Raw genomic sequence first — 15,569 nt, forward strand, 5'->3', positions numbered from 1 at the left:
TGGGAGCCTCCGGCGGGAGTTTATTTAGAAAAATGAAGTGCGACAAAGCGCTAAAGGGGATGACATGCGTCTGACTTGTCCGGTGTGCGGAGAGCGGGATCTTCGAGAGTTCTATTATATGGGCGATGCGGTTGCTTTGGCGCGTCCCGATCCAGAAGCTGGAGAGGCGGCTTGGGATGACTATGTCCACAATCGCGATAATCCAGCGGGTGTGACGCGCGATCTGTGGCTGCACGAAGCGGGCTGTGCCGCGTGGATTGTCGTTACGCGCAACACGGTAAGCCATGAGGTTCTAGAGACCGCCTTGGCCGCAGACGTAAAGCGAGCGATGTCATGAGAGTTGATCACAAGGGTCTGATCGATCGCACGCAGCGCATAAATTTCACATTTGACGGAAACCGCTATCAAGGGTTCGCTGGAGATACTGTCGCGTCAGCTTTGTTGGCAAATGATCAGCGGCTTATGGGGCGCTCTTTCAAGTATCATCGCCCAAGGGGGGTACTGACAGCAGGGAGCGAAGAGCCCAACGCTTTGATCAGTGTGTACCGTGGAAGTGATGTAGAGCCGAATGTGCGTGCAAGTGTGCAGGAGATTTATGAAGGGTTAGTTGTACGCTCGCAAAATGCGTGGCCTTCACTTGGCTTTGATGCATTGGCCGTCAACGATTTTGCAGCCCCGTTCTTGAGTGCAGGTTTCTATTACAAGACATTCATGTGGCCGCGCGCATTTTGGGAAAAGCTCTATGAACCCGTGATACGGCGTGCTGCTGGTCTTGGTGGGTTAAGTGGCACATCCAATGACGCAGAGTATGAGAAGGCATATGCGTTTTGCGATGTTCTGATCATAGGTGCCGGGCCAGCTGGTCTGATGGCTGCCTTGGAGGCCGGGCGCGCAGGGGTGGATGTGATCCTTGCGGATGAGGACAGGCAAGCCGGTGGGCGTTTGTTGAGCGAAACCTATGAAGTAGACGCACGCGCTGGGCATGAATGGGCTGCTGGAGCGGTTGCTGAGCTTGAGAGCATGGATAACGTGCGCATCATGAGCCGCACAACTGTGACAGGCGTTTATGACCAAGGCACTTATGGTGCGCTTGAGCGGGTGAATGGGCACCTGCCCAAAGGCAGCAAAGCACCGCGTGCATGTTTCTGGCGGATTGTCGCGAAGCGTTCGATTTTGACAGCAGGCGCGCTTGAGCGGCCTGTCGCATTCCAAAACAACGATCGCCCTGGGATCATGACGGCGAGTGCTGTGCGCGCATACCTTAATCGTTGGGGAGTTGCGCCGGGACGTGATGTGGTGGTGTTTGGCAATAATGATGACGCGCATCGCACGGCGCATGATCTGCAAAATGCGGGCGTTCATGTGGCTGCACTTATTGACAGTCGTTGGGACGTCACGCCGACGGGTGATTTCCCCATTTTCACAGGTGCGCAAGTCTGTGGGAGCGCTGGGCGCAAGGGGCTTGAAGCTGTGACGGTACGCACGCAGAGCGGTACAGAGAAAATTGCAACTGATTGTTTAGCAATGTCTGGGGGGTGGAACCCGTCGGTACATATGACGTGTCACATGAATGGGCGGCCTGAGTGGCGCGCTGATATCGCAAGCTTTGTACCCAGAGAGGGAATGATCCCCGGCATGCTGACTGCGGGGGCCTGTAATGGAACATTTTCGACAGATGGCGCGTTGCGCGAGGGACAGGCGGCTGCGTTAGAAACACTGAAAGCGCTTGGTAAGCGTGCAACTGCGGCTGATTTGCCAGCGGCAGAAGATGCACCGACGCGGATGACGCCACTTTGGGCGGTTGGTGGAACGGGTCGTGCGTGGCTCGATTTTCAGAACGATGTGACTGTGAAGGATGTCAAACAAGCCGCGCAGGAGAATTTCCGTTCAGTCGAGCACATGAAGCGCTACACGACACAAGGGATGGCGACGGACCAAGGCAAAAATTCCAACGTCGCAGCTCTTGCCATTCTTGCAGATGTGACGGGGCGTGGCATTCCTGAGACTGGGACAACAACGTTCCGCCCACCCTATACTCCTGTGCCGATTGCAGCGATGGGGGCGGGGGCTGAAGGCAAGGGCTTTGCACCGGAACGCATGATCACATCGCATAAAAGAACGGTGGCGCTGGGCGCGCCAATGATCGAGGCAGGCATGTGGTATCGGCCCAGCTATTTCCCGATTGAGGGAGAGACGCATTGGCGTCAGTCCTGTGATCGCGAAGTGAATATGGTGCGCGAAAGTGTCGGCATTTGCGATGTCAGCACCCTTGGCAAGATTGACGTGCAAGGGCCGGATGCTGCGGCCTTTTTAGATTTTGTCTATACCAACACGTTTAGCACGCTAAAGCCGGGGCGGGTGCGCTATGGCCTTATGCTGCGCGAAGATGGCACAGTGATGGATGATGGAACCACTGCGCGTTTGTCCGATACGCACTACGTGATGACCACAACGACGGCTGCGGCAGGCAATGTGATGCGCCACTTGGAATATGTGCATCAATGTTTGCGTCCGGATTTAGACGTATCGATGATTTCGGTGACCGAACAGTGGGCGCAGTTTGCTGTTGCGGGGCCTAAATCGCGTGAATTGCTTGATGGACTTCTGGATCAAACGGTTGATGATGATAGCTTTCCGTTCATGGCCTGTGGTGATGTCTCCATTGGCGATGTGAAGGGGCGTTTATTCCGTATTTCTTTTTCAGGTGAGCATGCCTACGAGATTGCTGTACCTGCGCGTTATGGTGCTGCCTTGTTTGATGTTTTGAACGAACAAGCGACTGCATTGGGCGGTGGACTGTACGGCATGGAAGCGCTGAATGTGTTGCGGATCGAAAAAGGCTTCATCACGCATGCAGAGATTCATGGGCGTGTGACGGCCTTTGATATTGGCATGGAGCGTATGGTGTCCGCGAAAAAGAATTGCATCGGGCAAACAATGGCGGCGCGACCTGGCGTGAATGGACCCGAGCGAGAACAGCTTGTTGGGTTAAAACCTGTAGGGGCTGTAAAACAACTTACCGCGGGTGCGCATCTGTTTGAAGCAGAGGCTGAAGTGAACCGCATCAATTCCCAAGGCTATGTGACGTCTGTCGGTTTTTCCCCGACCGAGCAAAGCTTTCTCGGGCTTGGCTTTCTCAAAAATGGGCGTGCACGACATGGAGAGACGGTGAAATTGGTGGATCATATGCGTGGAATTGAAACCCTGTGTGAGGTCTGTGGGCCTGTGTTCCATGATCCAGAAGGAGGCAAGACACGTGGTTGAATTGATAGCAACAACCCCCGCTGAGGGCCTTTTGCCGACGTCTAGAAGTGGCGTAACCCTCAATGAGATTGTGCTGGAGCAGGTTATATCAATTGCTCCGTTTGCTGCTCAGGCCGAGGGTGTAGAAGCTGCGCTGGGCATAAAATTGCCAAAGGTCGGTGGTTCTGTTGCAAAAGCAGGCAAGGAGTTGGTTTGGTTTAGCCAAGGCCAATTTCTAGCGATTGGGTTTGATCCAACTGACGCTGTGATGGGCAAAGCTGCAATCACAAACCAGAGCGATGCTTGGTGTGCTCTTGAAATAAAGGGAAGCAAAAGCGAAGCGGTGTTGGCGCGGCTTGTTCCTGTTGATCTGCGTGCATCTACGTTCAAGCAGGGCAACGTTCTGCGATCCAAGCTTGGTCATATGCCGTTGCACATTACGCGTGTGGGTAAAGAAGCATTTCGCCTTATGTCATTTCGCTCGATGGCGGGGACAATGGTGCACGAAATTTCGCGCGCGATGGACCTTTTGGACGCGCGCGGGTGACTTTCGCGCACGGGTGACTTACATACTGACGCAAGAGAACGGGAGATTTGTTATGAGTCCTTTCAAGCGCTTGGTCACCTTGACCGTCATTGCGACCTTTGCTGCTTTGCCAGCTGCTGCGAAATCAAAGAAAGATAAATTCTGCGAAGAGCTGGCCTATGCAAGTCAGCAAATGGCGGATTTGCGTATTGATGGCAGCTCTGAAGAAGAGGCGCGTTTGATGGTTGCCGCGCAATATGACGATGATCAGGTCACACATTTGCAGATGATGCCCTATTTAAGTGCATTCGTTTATGGCCTGACGAAAGAGCAGTTGTCGGCGGATGTCGAAACAGCATTTTCAGAGCAGTGCAAAGGCTACACAGGCTAACTGGACTCTGATCCTCGCGCGACGGATACTAGCCCAATGAGTCTGCCCCCCGGTTTCCTTGATGAACTTCGCACACGTCTCAGCCTGTCACAGGTTGTGGGCAGAAAAGTCATGTGGGATTCACGAAAGTCCAATCAGGGTAAGGGTGATATGTGGGCACCTTGCCCGTTTCACCAAGAAAAATCGGCGTCTTTTCATGTCGATGATCGCAAAGGCTTTTATTATTGCTTTGGGTGTCAGGCCAAAGGCGACGCGATTTCATTTGTGCGTGAGACCGAGAATGTGGGTTTCATGGAGGCAATTGAAATTCTCGCAGGGGAAGCTGGTCTAGAAGTTCCCAAACGCGACCCACAAGCGCAGCAAAAAGCGGATGAGCGCACAGAACTCGCGGAGGTGATGGAGCAAGCGGTGCAGTTTTTCCGGTTGCAACTTCGCACGGGCGGTGGTGCTGATGCGCGAGGCTATTTAGAGCGGCGAGGCTTGGTTGGTGCTGCGCAGGATCGGTTTGAGATCGGTTTTGCGCCGGACGCATGGCAGGGTCTTTGGGATCATTTGATCGGCAAAGGTGTTTCGCCTGAGAAGATACTTGCGGCTGGACTTGGCAAGCCATCCAGCAAGGGTGGCAAGCCGTATGATACGTTTCGCAATCGCATCATGTTTCCCATTCGCGATGCAAGAGGGCGCTGCACGGCCTTTGGCGGGCGCGCCATGGACCCTAATGACAACGCGAAATATCTTAACTCTCCAGAAACGCTTTTGTTTGATAAAGGCCGCAGCCTCTATAATCACGGCCCCGCACGCGAGGCCGCTGGAAAAGGCGCACCCTTGATCGTCGCAGAAGGGTATATGGATGTCATAGCCTTGGTGGAGGGCGGTTTTGGGGCCTGTGTTGCCCCCCTTGGTACCGCCATTACGGACAATCAGTTGCATCTATTGTGGCGCATTTCGGACGAGCCGATCATCGCGCTGGATGGTGACAAAGCAGGTCTGCGTGCGGCCCAACGTTTGATTGATTTGGCGCTGCCGCTTCTTGAGGCGGGCAAGAGCCTGCGATTTGCGCTTATGCCAGATGGCAAGGACCCCGATGATTTGATTCGCGCCAGCGGGCCAGATGCTGTGAAAAATGTGTTGGATGCAGCGATGCCTATGGTCCAGTTGCTTTGGGACAGAGAGACCGAGGGCCGAAATTTTGACAGCCCTGAACGCAAAGCGGCGCTCGACAAGGCGTTGAGAGAGAAGATCATGCTGATCCGCGATCCATCTATTCGCTCGCATTACGGGCAAGCGATCAAAGACATGCGCTGGCAGTTGTTCCGCTCTGGCGCGGGGGGGGGCTTTAAGCAGAACAACTGGAAGAAAGGGGATTGGCGTCAAAAAGCGCCAACCAAAGCGACGGCTGATACAAAAGCCTCGCTTCTTGCAGGGGCCGGGGAAGATACCCAGCGCCAGATGCGTGAGGCAGTGATCATTGCAAGCTTGATTTGCACACCGAGTGTTGTTTCAGAATTTGAAGGGCAGCTGGAAGAGCTAAACCTGAGCACTCAAGAGCATAACGAATTGCTTGGGCTGGTTTTGAGCCATGCGGATTTGGGTGCAGACGCGTTGCGTGAAAAGATTATCGACGCGCGCGGGTTTGAAAACCTTGAAAAGCTGCTCAACGCAGGCCATGTCGCTATCACTCCCTGTGTGCGAAAGCCGGGCGATACGGAGATGGCGTTGATGACCATTTCTGAAGAACTCGCCAAGTTGGAAGCGGAGCAAGGGTTAAGTGCTGAAGTTGCTGAAGCGGCAGAAGACCTTGTGGGGCTCGCCGATGAAAGTGTCACTTGGCGTTTGGGACAGGCTGCACAAGCGCGCAACCTCGCGATGCGTAGCGAGCATGAAGACAAGGCCGAATATGACACCGCGCCAAACGGCGCGCGAATCAGTCGGGACGAAAAAAGCGCTTTTGACGCGCTTTTGGGAAAATTGAATGTTCCCAAAGTGCCATGAATTGGCATTTTGGTGAGGAATAGGTAAAGAAATCAGGGTAGACGGGTTTTCGAATCACTTCAGAGTACTATGATTCGTTTCAAGCGAATCAGCCATTCGCCTGAAGACCCAAACGACACAGTCGCCGCAATTCGAGGTTAACGCCTCAAAAGGGAGCATCTGCATGGCCGCCAAGGACAATGACGACCGTAAATCTGACGATCAGGAAACGGCACATACGCTCGATATGAGCCAAACTGCTGTTAAAAAGATGATCGCCGATGCGCGAGAGCGCGGCTACATCACATATGATCAGCTTAATGCTGTTCTACCACCAGATCAGGTGAGCTCCGATCAGATCGAAGACGTGATGTCGATGCTGTCTGAAATGGGTATCCAAGTCACCGAAGAAGATGAAGATGCCGAAGAAGAAGACAAGGGAACAACGGACCTTGTCGCTGCTGGCACGAACAAAGATGTTGCCGTCTCTGCGGGTACCTCAGAAAAACTAGATCGCACAGATGACCCCGTCCGCATGTACTTGCGTGAAATGGGTTCTGTTGAGCTGCTCTCGCGAGAGGGCGAAATCGCCATTGCGAAGCGCATTGAAGCAGGTCGCAACACGATGATTGCAGGGCTTTGCGAAAGCCCTTTGACCTTCCAAGCGATCACAATCTGGCGCGACGAACTTCTGTCTGAGGACATTTTGCTGCGCGATGTGATCGACCTTGAAGCGACATTCGGCGATCAAATGGGCGAGGAAGAAACAACGCCTGTTGTGCCAACTGCAGCAAATTCTGCAACGGCCCCAAAGGCAGAGGGCGGCACGGAGCTTGATGCAGACGGTAACCCGATTGCATCCGATGACGACGACGATGATGAAGACGAGCAGGCGAACATGTCGCTTGCTGCGATGGAAGCCGCGCTAAAGCCGCAAGTGCTTGAAGCGTTGGATGTGATTGCAGGCGATTACGAAAAGTTGTCTGCAATGCAAGACAGCCGTATTTCTGCGACTTTAAATGAAGACGACAGTTTCTCTTCTAGTGAAGAAGATGGTTATCAAAAGTTGCGTTCTGAAATTGTTTTGTTGGTCAATGAATTACACCTGCACAACAACCGTATCGAAGCTTTGATCGACCAGCTTTACGGCATCAATCGCCGCGTCATGAGCATTGATAGTTCTATCGTAAAACTTGCGGACCAAGCACGTATCAACCGTCGTGAATTTGTCGATGCTTATCGTGGTCGTGAACTTGACCCGAATTGGCTTGACGAGATGGGTGAAAAATCTGGCCGTGGTTGGCAGATGTTCATCGAGCGTTCGACCGACAAAGTTGAAGAGCTTCGCGGTGACATGGCGCAAGTCGGTCAGTATGTTGGTCTTGATATTTCTGAATTCCGCCGCATCGTGCAGCAGGTTCAGAAGGGCGAAAAAGAAGCGCGTCAGGCCAAGAAAGAAATGGTCGAAGCGAACCTGCGTTTGGTTATTTCGATTGCTAAGAAGTACACGAACCGTGGCCTCCAATTCCTTGATCTTATTCAGGAAGGCAACATTGGCTTGATGAAAGCGGTTGATAAATTTGAGTATCGCCGTGGCTACAAGTTCTCGACCTACGCCACATGGTGGATCCGTCAGGCGATCACACGCTCGATTGCTGATCAGGCGCGCACAATTCGTATTCCTGTGCACATGATCGAAACGATCAACAAGCTTGTGCGGACTGGGCGTCAGATGCTGCACGAAATTGGTCGCGAGCCTACGCCAGAGGAATTGGCGGCAAAGCTGCAAATGCCTTTGGAAAAAGTGCGCAAAGTGATGAAAATCGCGAAAGAGCCGATCTCTTTGGAAACACCGATTGGTGATGAAGAAGACAGCCAGCTCGGTGATTTCATCGAGGATAAAAACGCTGTTCTGCCGCTTGATAGTGCCATTCAGGAAAACCTGAAAGAAACGACGACGCGGGTTCTTTCATCCCTGACACCACGGGAAGAGCGTGTTTTGCGTATGCGTTTTGGCATCGGCATGAACACCGATCATACGCTTGAGGAAGTGGGTCAGCAGTTTAGCGTGACGCGCGAACGTATTCGTCAGATCGAAGCGAAGGCACTGCGTAAACTCAAGCACCCAAGCCGCTCTCGCAAGTTGCGCAGCTTCCTCGATCAGTAGGAGGCTTAAATGTCGCTACTGTCGCGTTTGTTCGGTTCTAAATCTAGCGAAACTCCAAAAGAGACTTCGGTCGAATATCTGGGGTTTCGTATTACGCCCGAACCTATGAAAGAAGCGCAAGGGTATCGTCTTTGCGCGGTCATTGAGAAGGAAGTTGCGGGCGAGTTGAAAACACATCGTCTCATCCGTGCAGACACAATCGGCGACGTCGAGCAATGCCGAGAAGCCGCGATTGGCAAGGCGAAACAGATGATCGATCAGATGGGCGAGCGCCTGTTTTAGGGGGTCGGCGTCACTAGCGCTGCTTGACGAAGGCATTCCATCGTTGCTTTTCTTTCGGAAAACGGGAGCGCCTTATACGCATGTTAAAACGCATTCTAACGATTTTGATTGCACTTATTGTAGTCTTGGCATGTGTGTCCTTCGTATTTCCGCGACAGGTCAAAGTAGAACGATCTATTGAGATTGATGCGCCAATTTCGGTTGTTTTTGCTCAGCTCAATGGGCTGAAATCAACGGCAGACTGGTCGCCATGGTTGGGGAGCGATCCTGACATCAAACTTGATTATTCGGGTCCTGAAGCTGGCGTTGGCGCGAAGCTCGTTTGGAACTCTGATCATCCCAACGTCGGGAGTGGCGCGCAAGAAATTATCGAAATGGTCGAAAACGAAAAGGTTGTTTCAGAGCTTGATTTCGGCGCTAGAGGAGCGGCGATTGCCGCGTTTACTTTTAATGATGTTGGCGAAAAAACGAATGTGACTTGGAGTTTAGAGACTGATATGGGCGCTAGCCCTGTGGGGCGTTACATGGGGCTTTTGATGGATCGTATGGTTGGCGCGGACTACGAAAAGGGTCTTGAGAGTCTCAAAGCGATGATCGAGGCGAATGGATAAATGCTTTCGCGTGAGTCCCAGCTGCCACACTATATGCAGGGTCTCGAAATACACTCTACCCAAATCCTAGCGGGAGACCTATAAAGCCTGTGGATAAGTGGGGCAAACCCACAGCCAGAGGCAGAGACAGTTATAGGGGGACGGCCATGCGCTGCCCATTTTGCGGAAATATAGACACTCAGGTGAAGGACTCACGTCCTGCTGAGGATCACGTATCTATCAGGCGTCGGCGGTTTTGTCCGGCTTGTGGTGGGCGATTTACAACATACGAACGCGTGCAACTGCGCGACTTGGTTGTGATCAAGTCAAACGGTCGTCGTGAAGATTTTGATCGCGACAAGCTAGAACGCTCCATTCGGATTGCTTTGCAGAAGCGTCCAGTTGAGCCAGAGCGGATGGATCAGATGATCTCGGGCATTGTGCGCCGTTTGGAGAGCATGGGCGAAACAGACATCAACTCCAAACAAATCGGTGAGATCGTGATGGAGGCGCTCGCGCGGATTGACACGGTGGCTTACGTGCGTTTTGCGAGTGTTTATAAAAACTTCCAAGCCGCCGACGATTTTGACAAATTCGTTTCTGAGTTGCGTCCAGACGTAACACCGGAAGAGTGAAGTTAAGCGACCAAGCTTACATGAAAATGGCCCTGTCGCTTGCGCGGCGGGGCCTTGGCGTGACTTGGCCTAACCCGGCCGTGGGTTGTGTACTTGTAAGTGATGGACGGATTGTTGGTCGCGGTTGGACGCAGCCAAGTGGTCGTCCTCATGCAGAGACTGTTGCTTTGGCTCAAGCGGGTGAGCGCGCAAAGGGTGCGACCGCGTATGTCACGCTCGAACCTTGTGCACATTATGGGCAAACTCCGCCTTGTAGTGAGGCGCTGATCAAAGCGGGCATCGCGCGTGTTGTTGTTGCGATGCAGGATAGTGACAAGCGCGTTTCGGGGCGTGGGTTCGAACACTTGCGCGCGGCAGGGATCATGGTCGAGACTGGTCTTTGTGCTCAAGAGGCAGCAGAGCTAAACGCAGGCTTTTTTCTACGCACGGAAACCGGTCGCCCGTTTTTGACGCTGAAGCTTGCTTTGACCCTTGATGGGCGGATTGCGACGCGCACGGGTGACAGTCAATGGATCACAGGCGCTATCGCGCGCCGCGCAGTACATATGATGCGTGCACGGCATGACGCCGTTTTGGTCGGGGCAGGGACTGCACGCGCAGATGATCCATCCTTGACGGTCCGTGGTTTGGGGGTCTCGCAGCAACCAACACGCATTGTTGCAGCGCAAGGTTTGAATATCCCGCGCGACGGCACGCTTGCGCGAACGGCGTCTGATATTCCTGTGTGGCTGTGTCATGGCGCATCTGCACCTGTTGAACAACAAGCTGAGTGGCGTACTTTAGGGGCGAAGTTGATCGCGTGTGAGAGCAATGACGCTGGTCTTGATCCGAACAGTATGTTGCAAACTCTAGGGTCACACGGGCTCACACGGATCTTTTGCGAAGGGGGCGGGTCACTGGCGGCAAGTTTGTTGCAAGCGGATCTCGTAGATCGGCTTGTTATCCATACGGCCGGTGTTGTGATCGGTGGTGATGGTCGAGCAGGGGTTGCACCAATGGCGCAGGACATCCTTGCTCATGTTGCGCGACTCAAGCTGGTCTCACATCGCAAACTTGGCGTTGATATCGAACATATTTGGGAGCGCGGGCAGCTCTAGCGACGCCAAATATGAGCGTAGCCTGCAAAGACACCTTGCAGTTTTGCGGTGATACGATTGAACGGTCCGGGTTTTGGCAGTGTATCCGTCGCAAGTCGCTCCAGCACAACTTCCACAGGGCAAGCGAGTTTTGATATGGGATCAAAATAACGCGGGTAATCGATCAGTGTTGCATGGACCAAGCTTTCCAAACTGATTTGCAAACTACGTCTTGCGGCCACAGCACCGAGATCCGTTGTCAGCCCCCAACCTGCGTAAAAGGGGGTGCCTAGACAGGTCACTTTTTTGTCTCGCAACAGCGCTTCAAAGCCCAGCAGAGATGTCATTGTCCAAACTTCATCCACGGCTTCAATCGCCGTGATGGGATCTGTTTTGTGCAATACAACATCGCAAAGAGTGCTCAGATCGTCGTCTGAAATGCTTCCTTTGCGCAAACCGGCTTCAACATCGGGATGCGGCTTATAGAGGATTATAGCGTCTGGATGCGCACTGCGCGCAGCGCTTAAAAGTTCCAGATTTGTGCTGATCGCTTTGGTGCCTGTAAGGATTGATGCGTCGTCTTCGACCTGACCGGGCACTAGAATTCGTGGGCCCACAGGCAGATCCGCCAGCTCTGTCTGACCCACATTATATTTGCTAAGTTTTGCGGTTTTGAGCGCTGTTATGAGCCGCTCTGAACGTTCTTTTTGATCTGGCCTAAGCAAGGCGCGCACGCGGATCAGTTCTTCTAGGCGGCTGGAGCGCGTGGGATCGTAGTAAATCCCCAGATCATCGAGCACTAAAGAAAGCGGTGCAATCAGATCTGCGCCGAGACCTTTGGATCGTAGGAAGCCATCTTCAACCCGCACTGTTTGATTGGTAATGGGGGTATTTTTGGCGCTAGCCCAGACCATATGACGACGACCATGAGTAATCGCATTGGAAAGCTTTGTTGGATCATCCTCATAGCGCAGCGGGGTGATGTGACCGAAGACTTGATGAAAAGGCTTTCGTTTCCAGAGCTTGACGCCACTTGCCACCCAACCTTTGTGATCTTCACGCCAAGCGCGTGATTTTGCTTCAAGCGCATCGATCACTGTCTCTAGCGTGCATAGTTCGTCGCGATAGGGATCATACCATTTGGGATAGAGGATCATCGCCGCTGCAAAAAGTTGCGCGCGGGTGAGTTTGCGTTGACGTCTTGGGACGGGTCTTTCGTCATTTGTAAGGCCCCAGCCCGCGTAGAAAGGCTGGCCGAACACACGTGGTTTGTGACCTGCAAAGATTGCTTCAAACCCTAGTTGTGATGACACCGTATAAACTGCGGCGGCCCCTTCCATTAGGGCCCAAGGCGACACTGCATCGGTAAAGAACTTAACGTTTTGATTGACGTCACTGGGGATGAAATACCCCTCACGATGGCCTGCAAGCGTGTCTGGATGGGTTTTGATCAGAACCCTTTTGCCCGGATGCTCTTCTTGTGCGAACACCAACATCTCAAGAAATGTGGCGCGATCTGCATTGCTTTTAAGTACTGAAGCATCATTCAAAGTCTGATCCAGAACAAGGACATAGCCCGGCTCGGGGCAGGGTGTTGTGGGGTCAAATCCGGTATACTTGGTTAAATGCGCTTCATGCAGGCGAGCAATGCACGCGCGTGCGCGGTTCAACAGATTGGTATCATCTAACGCATGTGTCGCGAGCAACTCTTCCAGCTCTGACGGCTGTGTCGGATCGTAGTGCATGCCTTTGTGATCAATTGTCAGACCAATTGGCGAGGTGCCGCTCCGACCGGGGAGGACAGAGCGAAGAAACGCATCCTCGATCCGCACAATTGGTGCTGCGCGTTTTTTGGCAAGCGCTTCGCCACGATGAGCCGTGGGGCTGTGGCCCCAAACACCGATCTCATCGCCGCTCTTTGGTAAGCCCAACGAAATATCGTATCCCGTAAGCGAAAGGATGCGGCGCACGCGTCGGTCTTTAAGAAAGCCACCGTTGTAGATAAAAAGCCGCCGACGCGTTTGTGCGTCGACGGCGGTTTTCAAGGGCTTGGCCCGCATTGGGGTTAGCCGCCAGTGCCAGCTGTCGCTGCAGCTCCACCAACACCAAGTGTGGTCGCTGTTGTGCTCAGGCTACCCACGGCTGTGAGCGAACCTGTGACAGCTGCAATCGCTTTGCTCCACTGTGTGAATGGCGCTTCTGTGACATAGACTGTGTCTTCATCACGGATCACAAAGTCACGCGCTTCAAACATGCCGTTCGGGCGGGTGAGGTCGAGCACGTAGACAAAACGCTGCGCGCCAACGAGATCATTTCGCCCAAGAACACGGTTTGCGAGTTCTGCAGGCTCATTGCGGAAAATAAACACGCCGGTCGGGTCGGAAGATGTACTGACCAAGCCGCCGACTTGCGCAAGCGCTTCCACGGCTGAAAGTGTTTGGCTTTCAAACACGATGCGGCTTTGCGCACCTGTTGCACCAAGGGCCGTGAAAGAACGCGTGTCCTGTTCAACAAGGATGCGATCACCGCCGCGCAGAGCAATGTCCATGCGTGGGTCGTTGTAGAGATCTTGGAACCAGATTTTGCCCTTTTGGTTGCCACGGATCACGGTGATCTGGGCAATCTCTGGCTCAATCGCGATACCACCCGCGCGTGCAAGCATAGCGGATAATGTGCGCGTCGGGCGTTCAATTGGATACACACCTTGCCCGCCAATTGCACCAACCAGCGATACAGTCGCGCCATCACCCGCGAGGCGACGGACTTGGACTTGGGGGTCTGGCGTCTGCTCTTCCAGCTTGCGGGTGATTGTGCGGCGGATCGCTTCAGGCGAATTGCCAGCGGCCCGGATACGACCTGCGTAGGGGACAAATATAAACCCAGCACCATCAACCTGTACTTCTTCGAGCAGGGTGGAATTGGATGTTTCGCCCGCAAGCAAGCCATCGTCCACGTTTTCCCAGATCGTCAGTCCAAGTGTGTCACCTGGGCGGATCGTATCAGAACCGATTTCGCCAGCGTTTTGGAATGATGCGGAGAAGCCCAAGCTTGGCACAACAGATGTGGCGCGCGTGACGCGATCATTGACCGAAACCACAAATGCATCGCCAGAGCGTTGCACAGAGCCTTCAAAGATTTCTTTTTTATTGGGTCCTACACGCGGCAAACCACATGACGATACCATCGCCACAGCAGCCAGCAAGCAGGCGGATTTCGCCCATCTGGATGTAAAGGATATCACTGCTCGGTCTCCTCGACCTATTACTCTGCCTCAGACTCTCACGGTCTTTTTTTCAAACTTACTGGAATCCAGAATAAAAAGCTACCGCTAGGGGTAGTGTTGTTTAATTCACGACCCGCAACTGTTGCCTTGGAGCCGCGGTGCCAGAACGAAGTGCATCGTATGGATCCTCAGACGAGAGCATCATATCAACAACGTGGCGTAGTAATTGGCGACGTCCGCGCGTTGAATAAAAACCGCCGGGGACTTGGCTGGTTTCCAAAAGATAACGGCGATAGTCTTTGTAAGCGCGGTTGTCAGGGCGCTCTGCAGCCTCAAAGAATTGGACAAGGGACTGATCAGAGACAAATTCTGGCTTGGAATAGACAGCTTTACCAAAGGTTTTGAGCGGAATACCACGCCACAGGACCTGTTGACCTGCGGTGGAGTTTACAGTCACCGCTGTGCGTGCATCATTGAGCAGCCGTGCGAGTTTGCCGCCGCGTACGTAGTGCACGCGCTTGCTCACGCCATAGCGTGCGGCCATTTCTTTTAGAGACTTACGAACAGGCACGCGACCATCTTCGAGTGGGTGTGCTTTAAACACCAAGTGGTGATGCTGCGGCGCGCCCTTGGCAAAATCACGGACCACCAACTCGAGGAAATCTGTCATTGTCTCAAAAGGGGAGTGCATCTGAAACGAACTATCATGTTCAAGCTGCAACAGCGCGAGATGAAAAGGAAAGCCGCCATTTCTAATACGCCAAGTTGCAATGCGACGTTCAATGCTTTGCAGTGGCATAAGCAGCAAGCGCTTTAGGTATAGACCGAATTCTTTGATGACAGGGATATCGCGGTGAGTGCGAAAGTTGCGATAATCGCCGTTTCGAAACATCACGAACCAATGATATAGCGCACCGTAAAAGACGTGCTGGCGCATGTCGCCCCAATGGCTCGGGGGCATAGGCGCTTCCATATCAGAGCGTTCGAGCGCGATCTGCATGTCTGGTACCGTTGTGTTCATCAAACGCGAATTTCCGTTAGAGCCGCCGCGTTCGTAGGTGACCCAAAAGGGACGCATGTACCCTTCTTCAAACACATGCACGCGCAAACCAAGCGCGTTGGCACGTGCTACGGCTTTGGCGTGGACAGGACGGGTGTCGCCATAAAGCACAATATCTGTAACACCTTTGTCTTCGACCAGGGCGTCAAACGTGTCTTCCCATTCTAGCAAAGCGCCGCGAAATGGGATGTATGTGGAGGGCTGAAACCAAAAAGCACGATCGCCAGCATTAAAGCCGACACGCCAAACACCTGCACCGGCGCGCTGAAGCATGCGCCCCAGACGGTGAAAGAATGGCCCGTGAGGGCCTTGCAGAAATAGGAAAACAGGTTTTTTCGCCGTTGCGGTGCTCATATCATTCGGTTTACTCGTTATTTGTTAACAGACATAGACTGCTTGTTTGGA

13 protein-coding genes are annotated in these 15,569 nt (G+C 53.3%); 10 read left to right on the plus strand and 3 right to left on the minus strand.

The features are described from left to right. Positions 1-64 precede the first annotated feature (64 nt). From ACTG3Z_RS03260 to ribD, 10 genes are all read left to right on the plus strand, one after another. Positions 65-337, plus strand: coding sequence for a sarcosine oxidase subunit delta (locus ACTG3Z_RS03260; RefSeq protein ID WP_439141212.1), 273 nt, complete (start codon positions 65-67; stop codon positions 335-337). Continuing rightward, positions 334-3,264, plus strand: coding sequence for a sarcosine oxidase subunit alpha family protein (locus ACTG3Z_RS03265; protein WP_439141213.1), 2,931 nt, complete (start codon positions 334-336; stop codon positions 3,262-3,264). Before ACTG3Z_RS03260 ends, ACTG3Z_RS03265 begins: the two co-directional genes overlap by 4 nt. Next, positions 3,257-3,790 (plus strand): sarcosine oxidase subunit gamma, encoded by a 534-nt coding sequence (locus ACTG3Z_RS03270; RefSeq protein ID WP_439141215.1) that lies wholly within the window; start codon positions 3,257-3,259, stop codon positions 3,788-3,790. Before ACTG3Z_RS03265 ends, ACTG3Z_RS03270 begins: the two co-directional genes overlap by 8 nt. Before the next feature lie 52 nt (positions 3,791-3,842). Further along, positions 3,843-4,160: a hypothetical protein gene (locus tag ACTG3Z_RS03275; RefSeq protein ID WP_375266893.1), complete on the plus strand. Its 318-nt coding sequence runs from the start codon at positions 3,843-3,845 to the stop codon at positions 4,158-4,160. Between the two features lie 36 nt (positions 4,161-4,196). Beyond that, positions 4,197-6,152, plus strand: coding sequence for a DNA primase (dnaG, locus tag ACTG3Z_RS03280; protein WP_439141216.1), 1,956 nt, complete (start codon positions 4,197-4,199; stop codon positions 6,150-6,152). A 163-nt stretch (positions 6,153-6,315) separates the two neighbouring features. Then, entirely contained in the window at positions 6,316-8,298 is a 1,983-nt protein-coding gene (gene rpoD, locus ACTG3Z_RS03285) for an RNA polymerase sigma factor RpoD (RefSeq protein WP_439141217.1), read from the plus strand. A gap of 9 nt (positions 8,299-8,307) precedes the next feature. After that, on the plus strand, positions 8,308-8,580 hold the full coding sequence (locus ACTG3Z_RS03290) for an HlyU family transcriptional regulator (RefSeq protein WP_439141218.1): 273 nt from the start codon (positions 8,308-8,310) through the stop codon (positions 8,578-8,580). Positions 8,581-8,660: 80 nt separating this feature from the next. Next, positions 8,661-9,191 carry an SRPBCC family protein gene (locus tag ACTG3Z_RS03295; protein WP_439141219.1) on the plus strand — a complete coding sequence of 177 codons (531 nt, stop codon included), beginning with the start codon at positions 8,661-8,663 and terminating at the stop codon, positions 9,189-9,191. A 146-nt stretch (positions 9,192-9,337) separates the two neighbouring features. Then, on the plus strand, positions 9,338-9,805 hold the full coding sequence (gene nrdR, locus ACTG3Z_RS03300) for a transcriptional regulator NrdR (RefSeq protein ID WP_040778035.1): 468 nt from the start codon (positions 9,338-9,340) through the stop codon (positions 9,803-9,805). Then, positions 9,802-10,902 carry a bifunctional diaminohydroxyphosphoribosylaminopyrimidine deaminase/5-amino-6-(5-phosphoribosylamino)uracil reductase RibD gene (gene ribD / locus ACTG3Z_RS03305; RefSeq protein ID WP_439141221.1) on the plus strand — a complete coding sequence of 367 codons (1,101 nt, stop codon included), beginning with the start codon at positions 9,802-9,804 and terminating at the stop codon, positions 10,900-10,902. Before nrdR ends, ribD begins: the two co-directional genes overlap by 4 nt. Here ribD and ACTG3Z_RS03310 read toward each other — a convergent pair. From ACTG3Z_RS03310 to ACTG3Z_RS03320, 3 genes are all read right to left on the minus strand, one after another. After that, positions 10,899-12,941, minus strand: coding sequence for a capsular polysaccharide biosynthesis protein (locus ACTG3Z_RS03310; RefSeq protein WP_439141222.1), 2,043 nt, complete (start codon positions 12,939-12,941; stop codon positions 10,899-10,901). The genes ribD and ACTG3Z_RS03310 overlap by 4 nt on opposite strands. A gap of 5 nt (positions 12,942-12,946) precedes the next feature. Further along, positions 12,947-14,065, minus strand: coding sequence for a polysaccharide biosynthesis/export family protein (locus tag ACTG3Z_RS03315; RefSeq protein ID WP_439141287.1), 1,119 nt, complete (start codon positions 14,063-14,065; stop codon positions 12,947-12,949). Between the two features lie 160 nt (positions 14,066-14,225). Further along, positions 14,226-15,518, minus strand: a complete 1,293-nt coding sequence (locus tag ACTG3Z_RS03320) for a capsule biosynthesis protein (protein ID WP_439141223.1) — start codon at positions 15,516-15,518, stop codon at positions 14,226-14,228. Positions 15,519-15,569 lie beyond the last annotated feature (51 nt).

The sequence above is a fragment of the Planktotalea sp. genome (genome assembly GCF_965659345.1).
Taxonomy (GTDB): Bacteria; Pseudomonadota; Alphaproteobacteria; order Rhodobacterales; family Rhodobacteraceae; genus Planktotalea.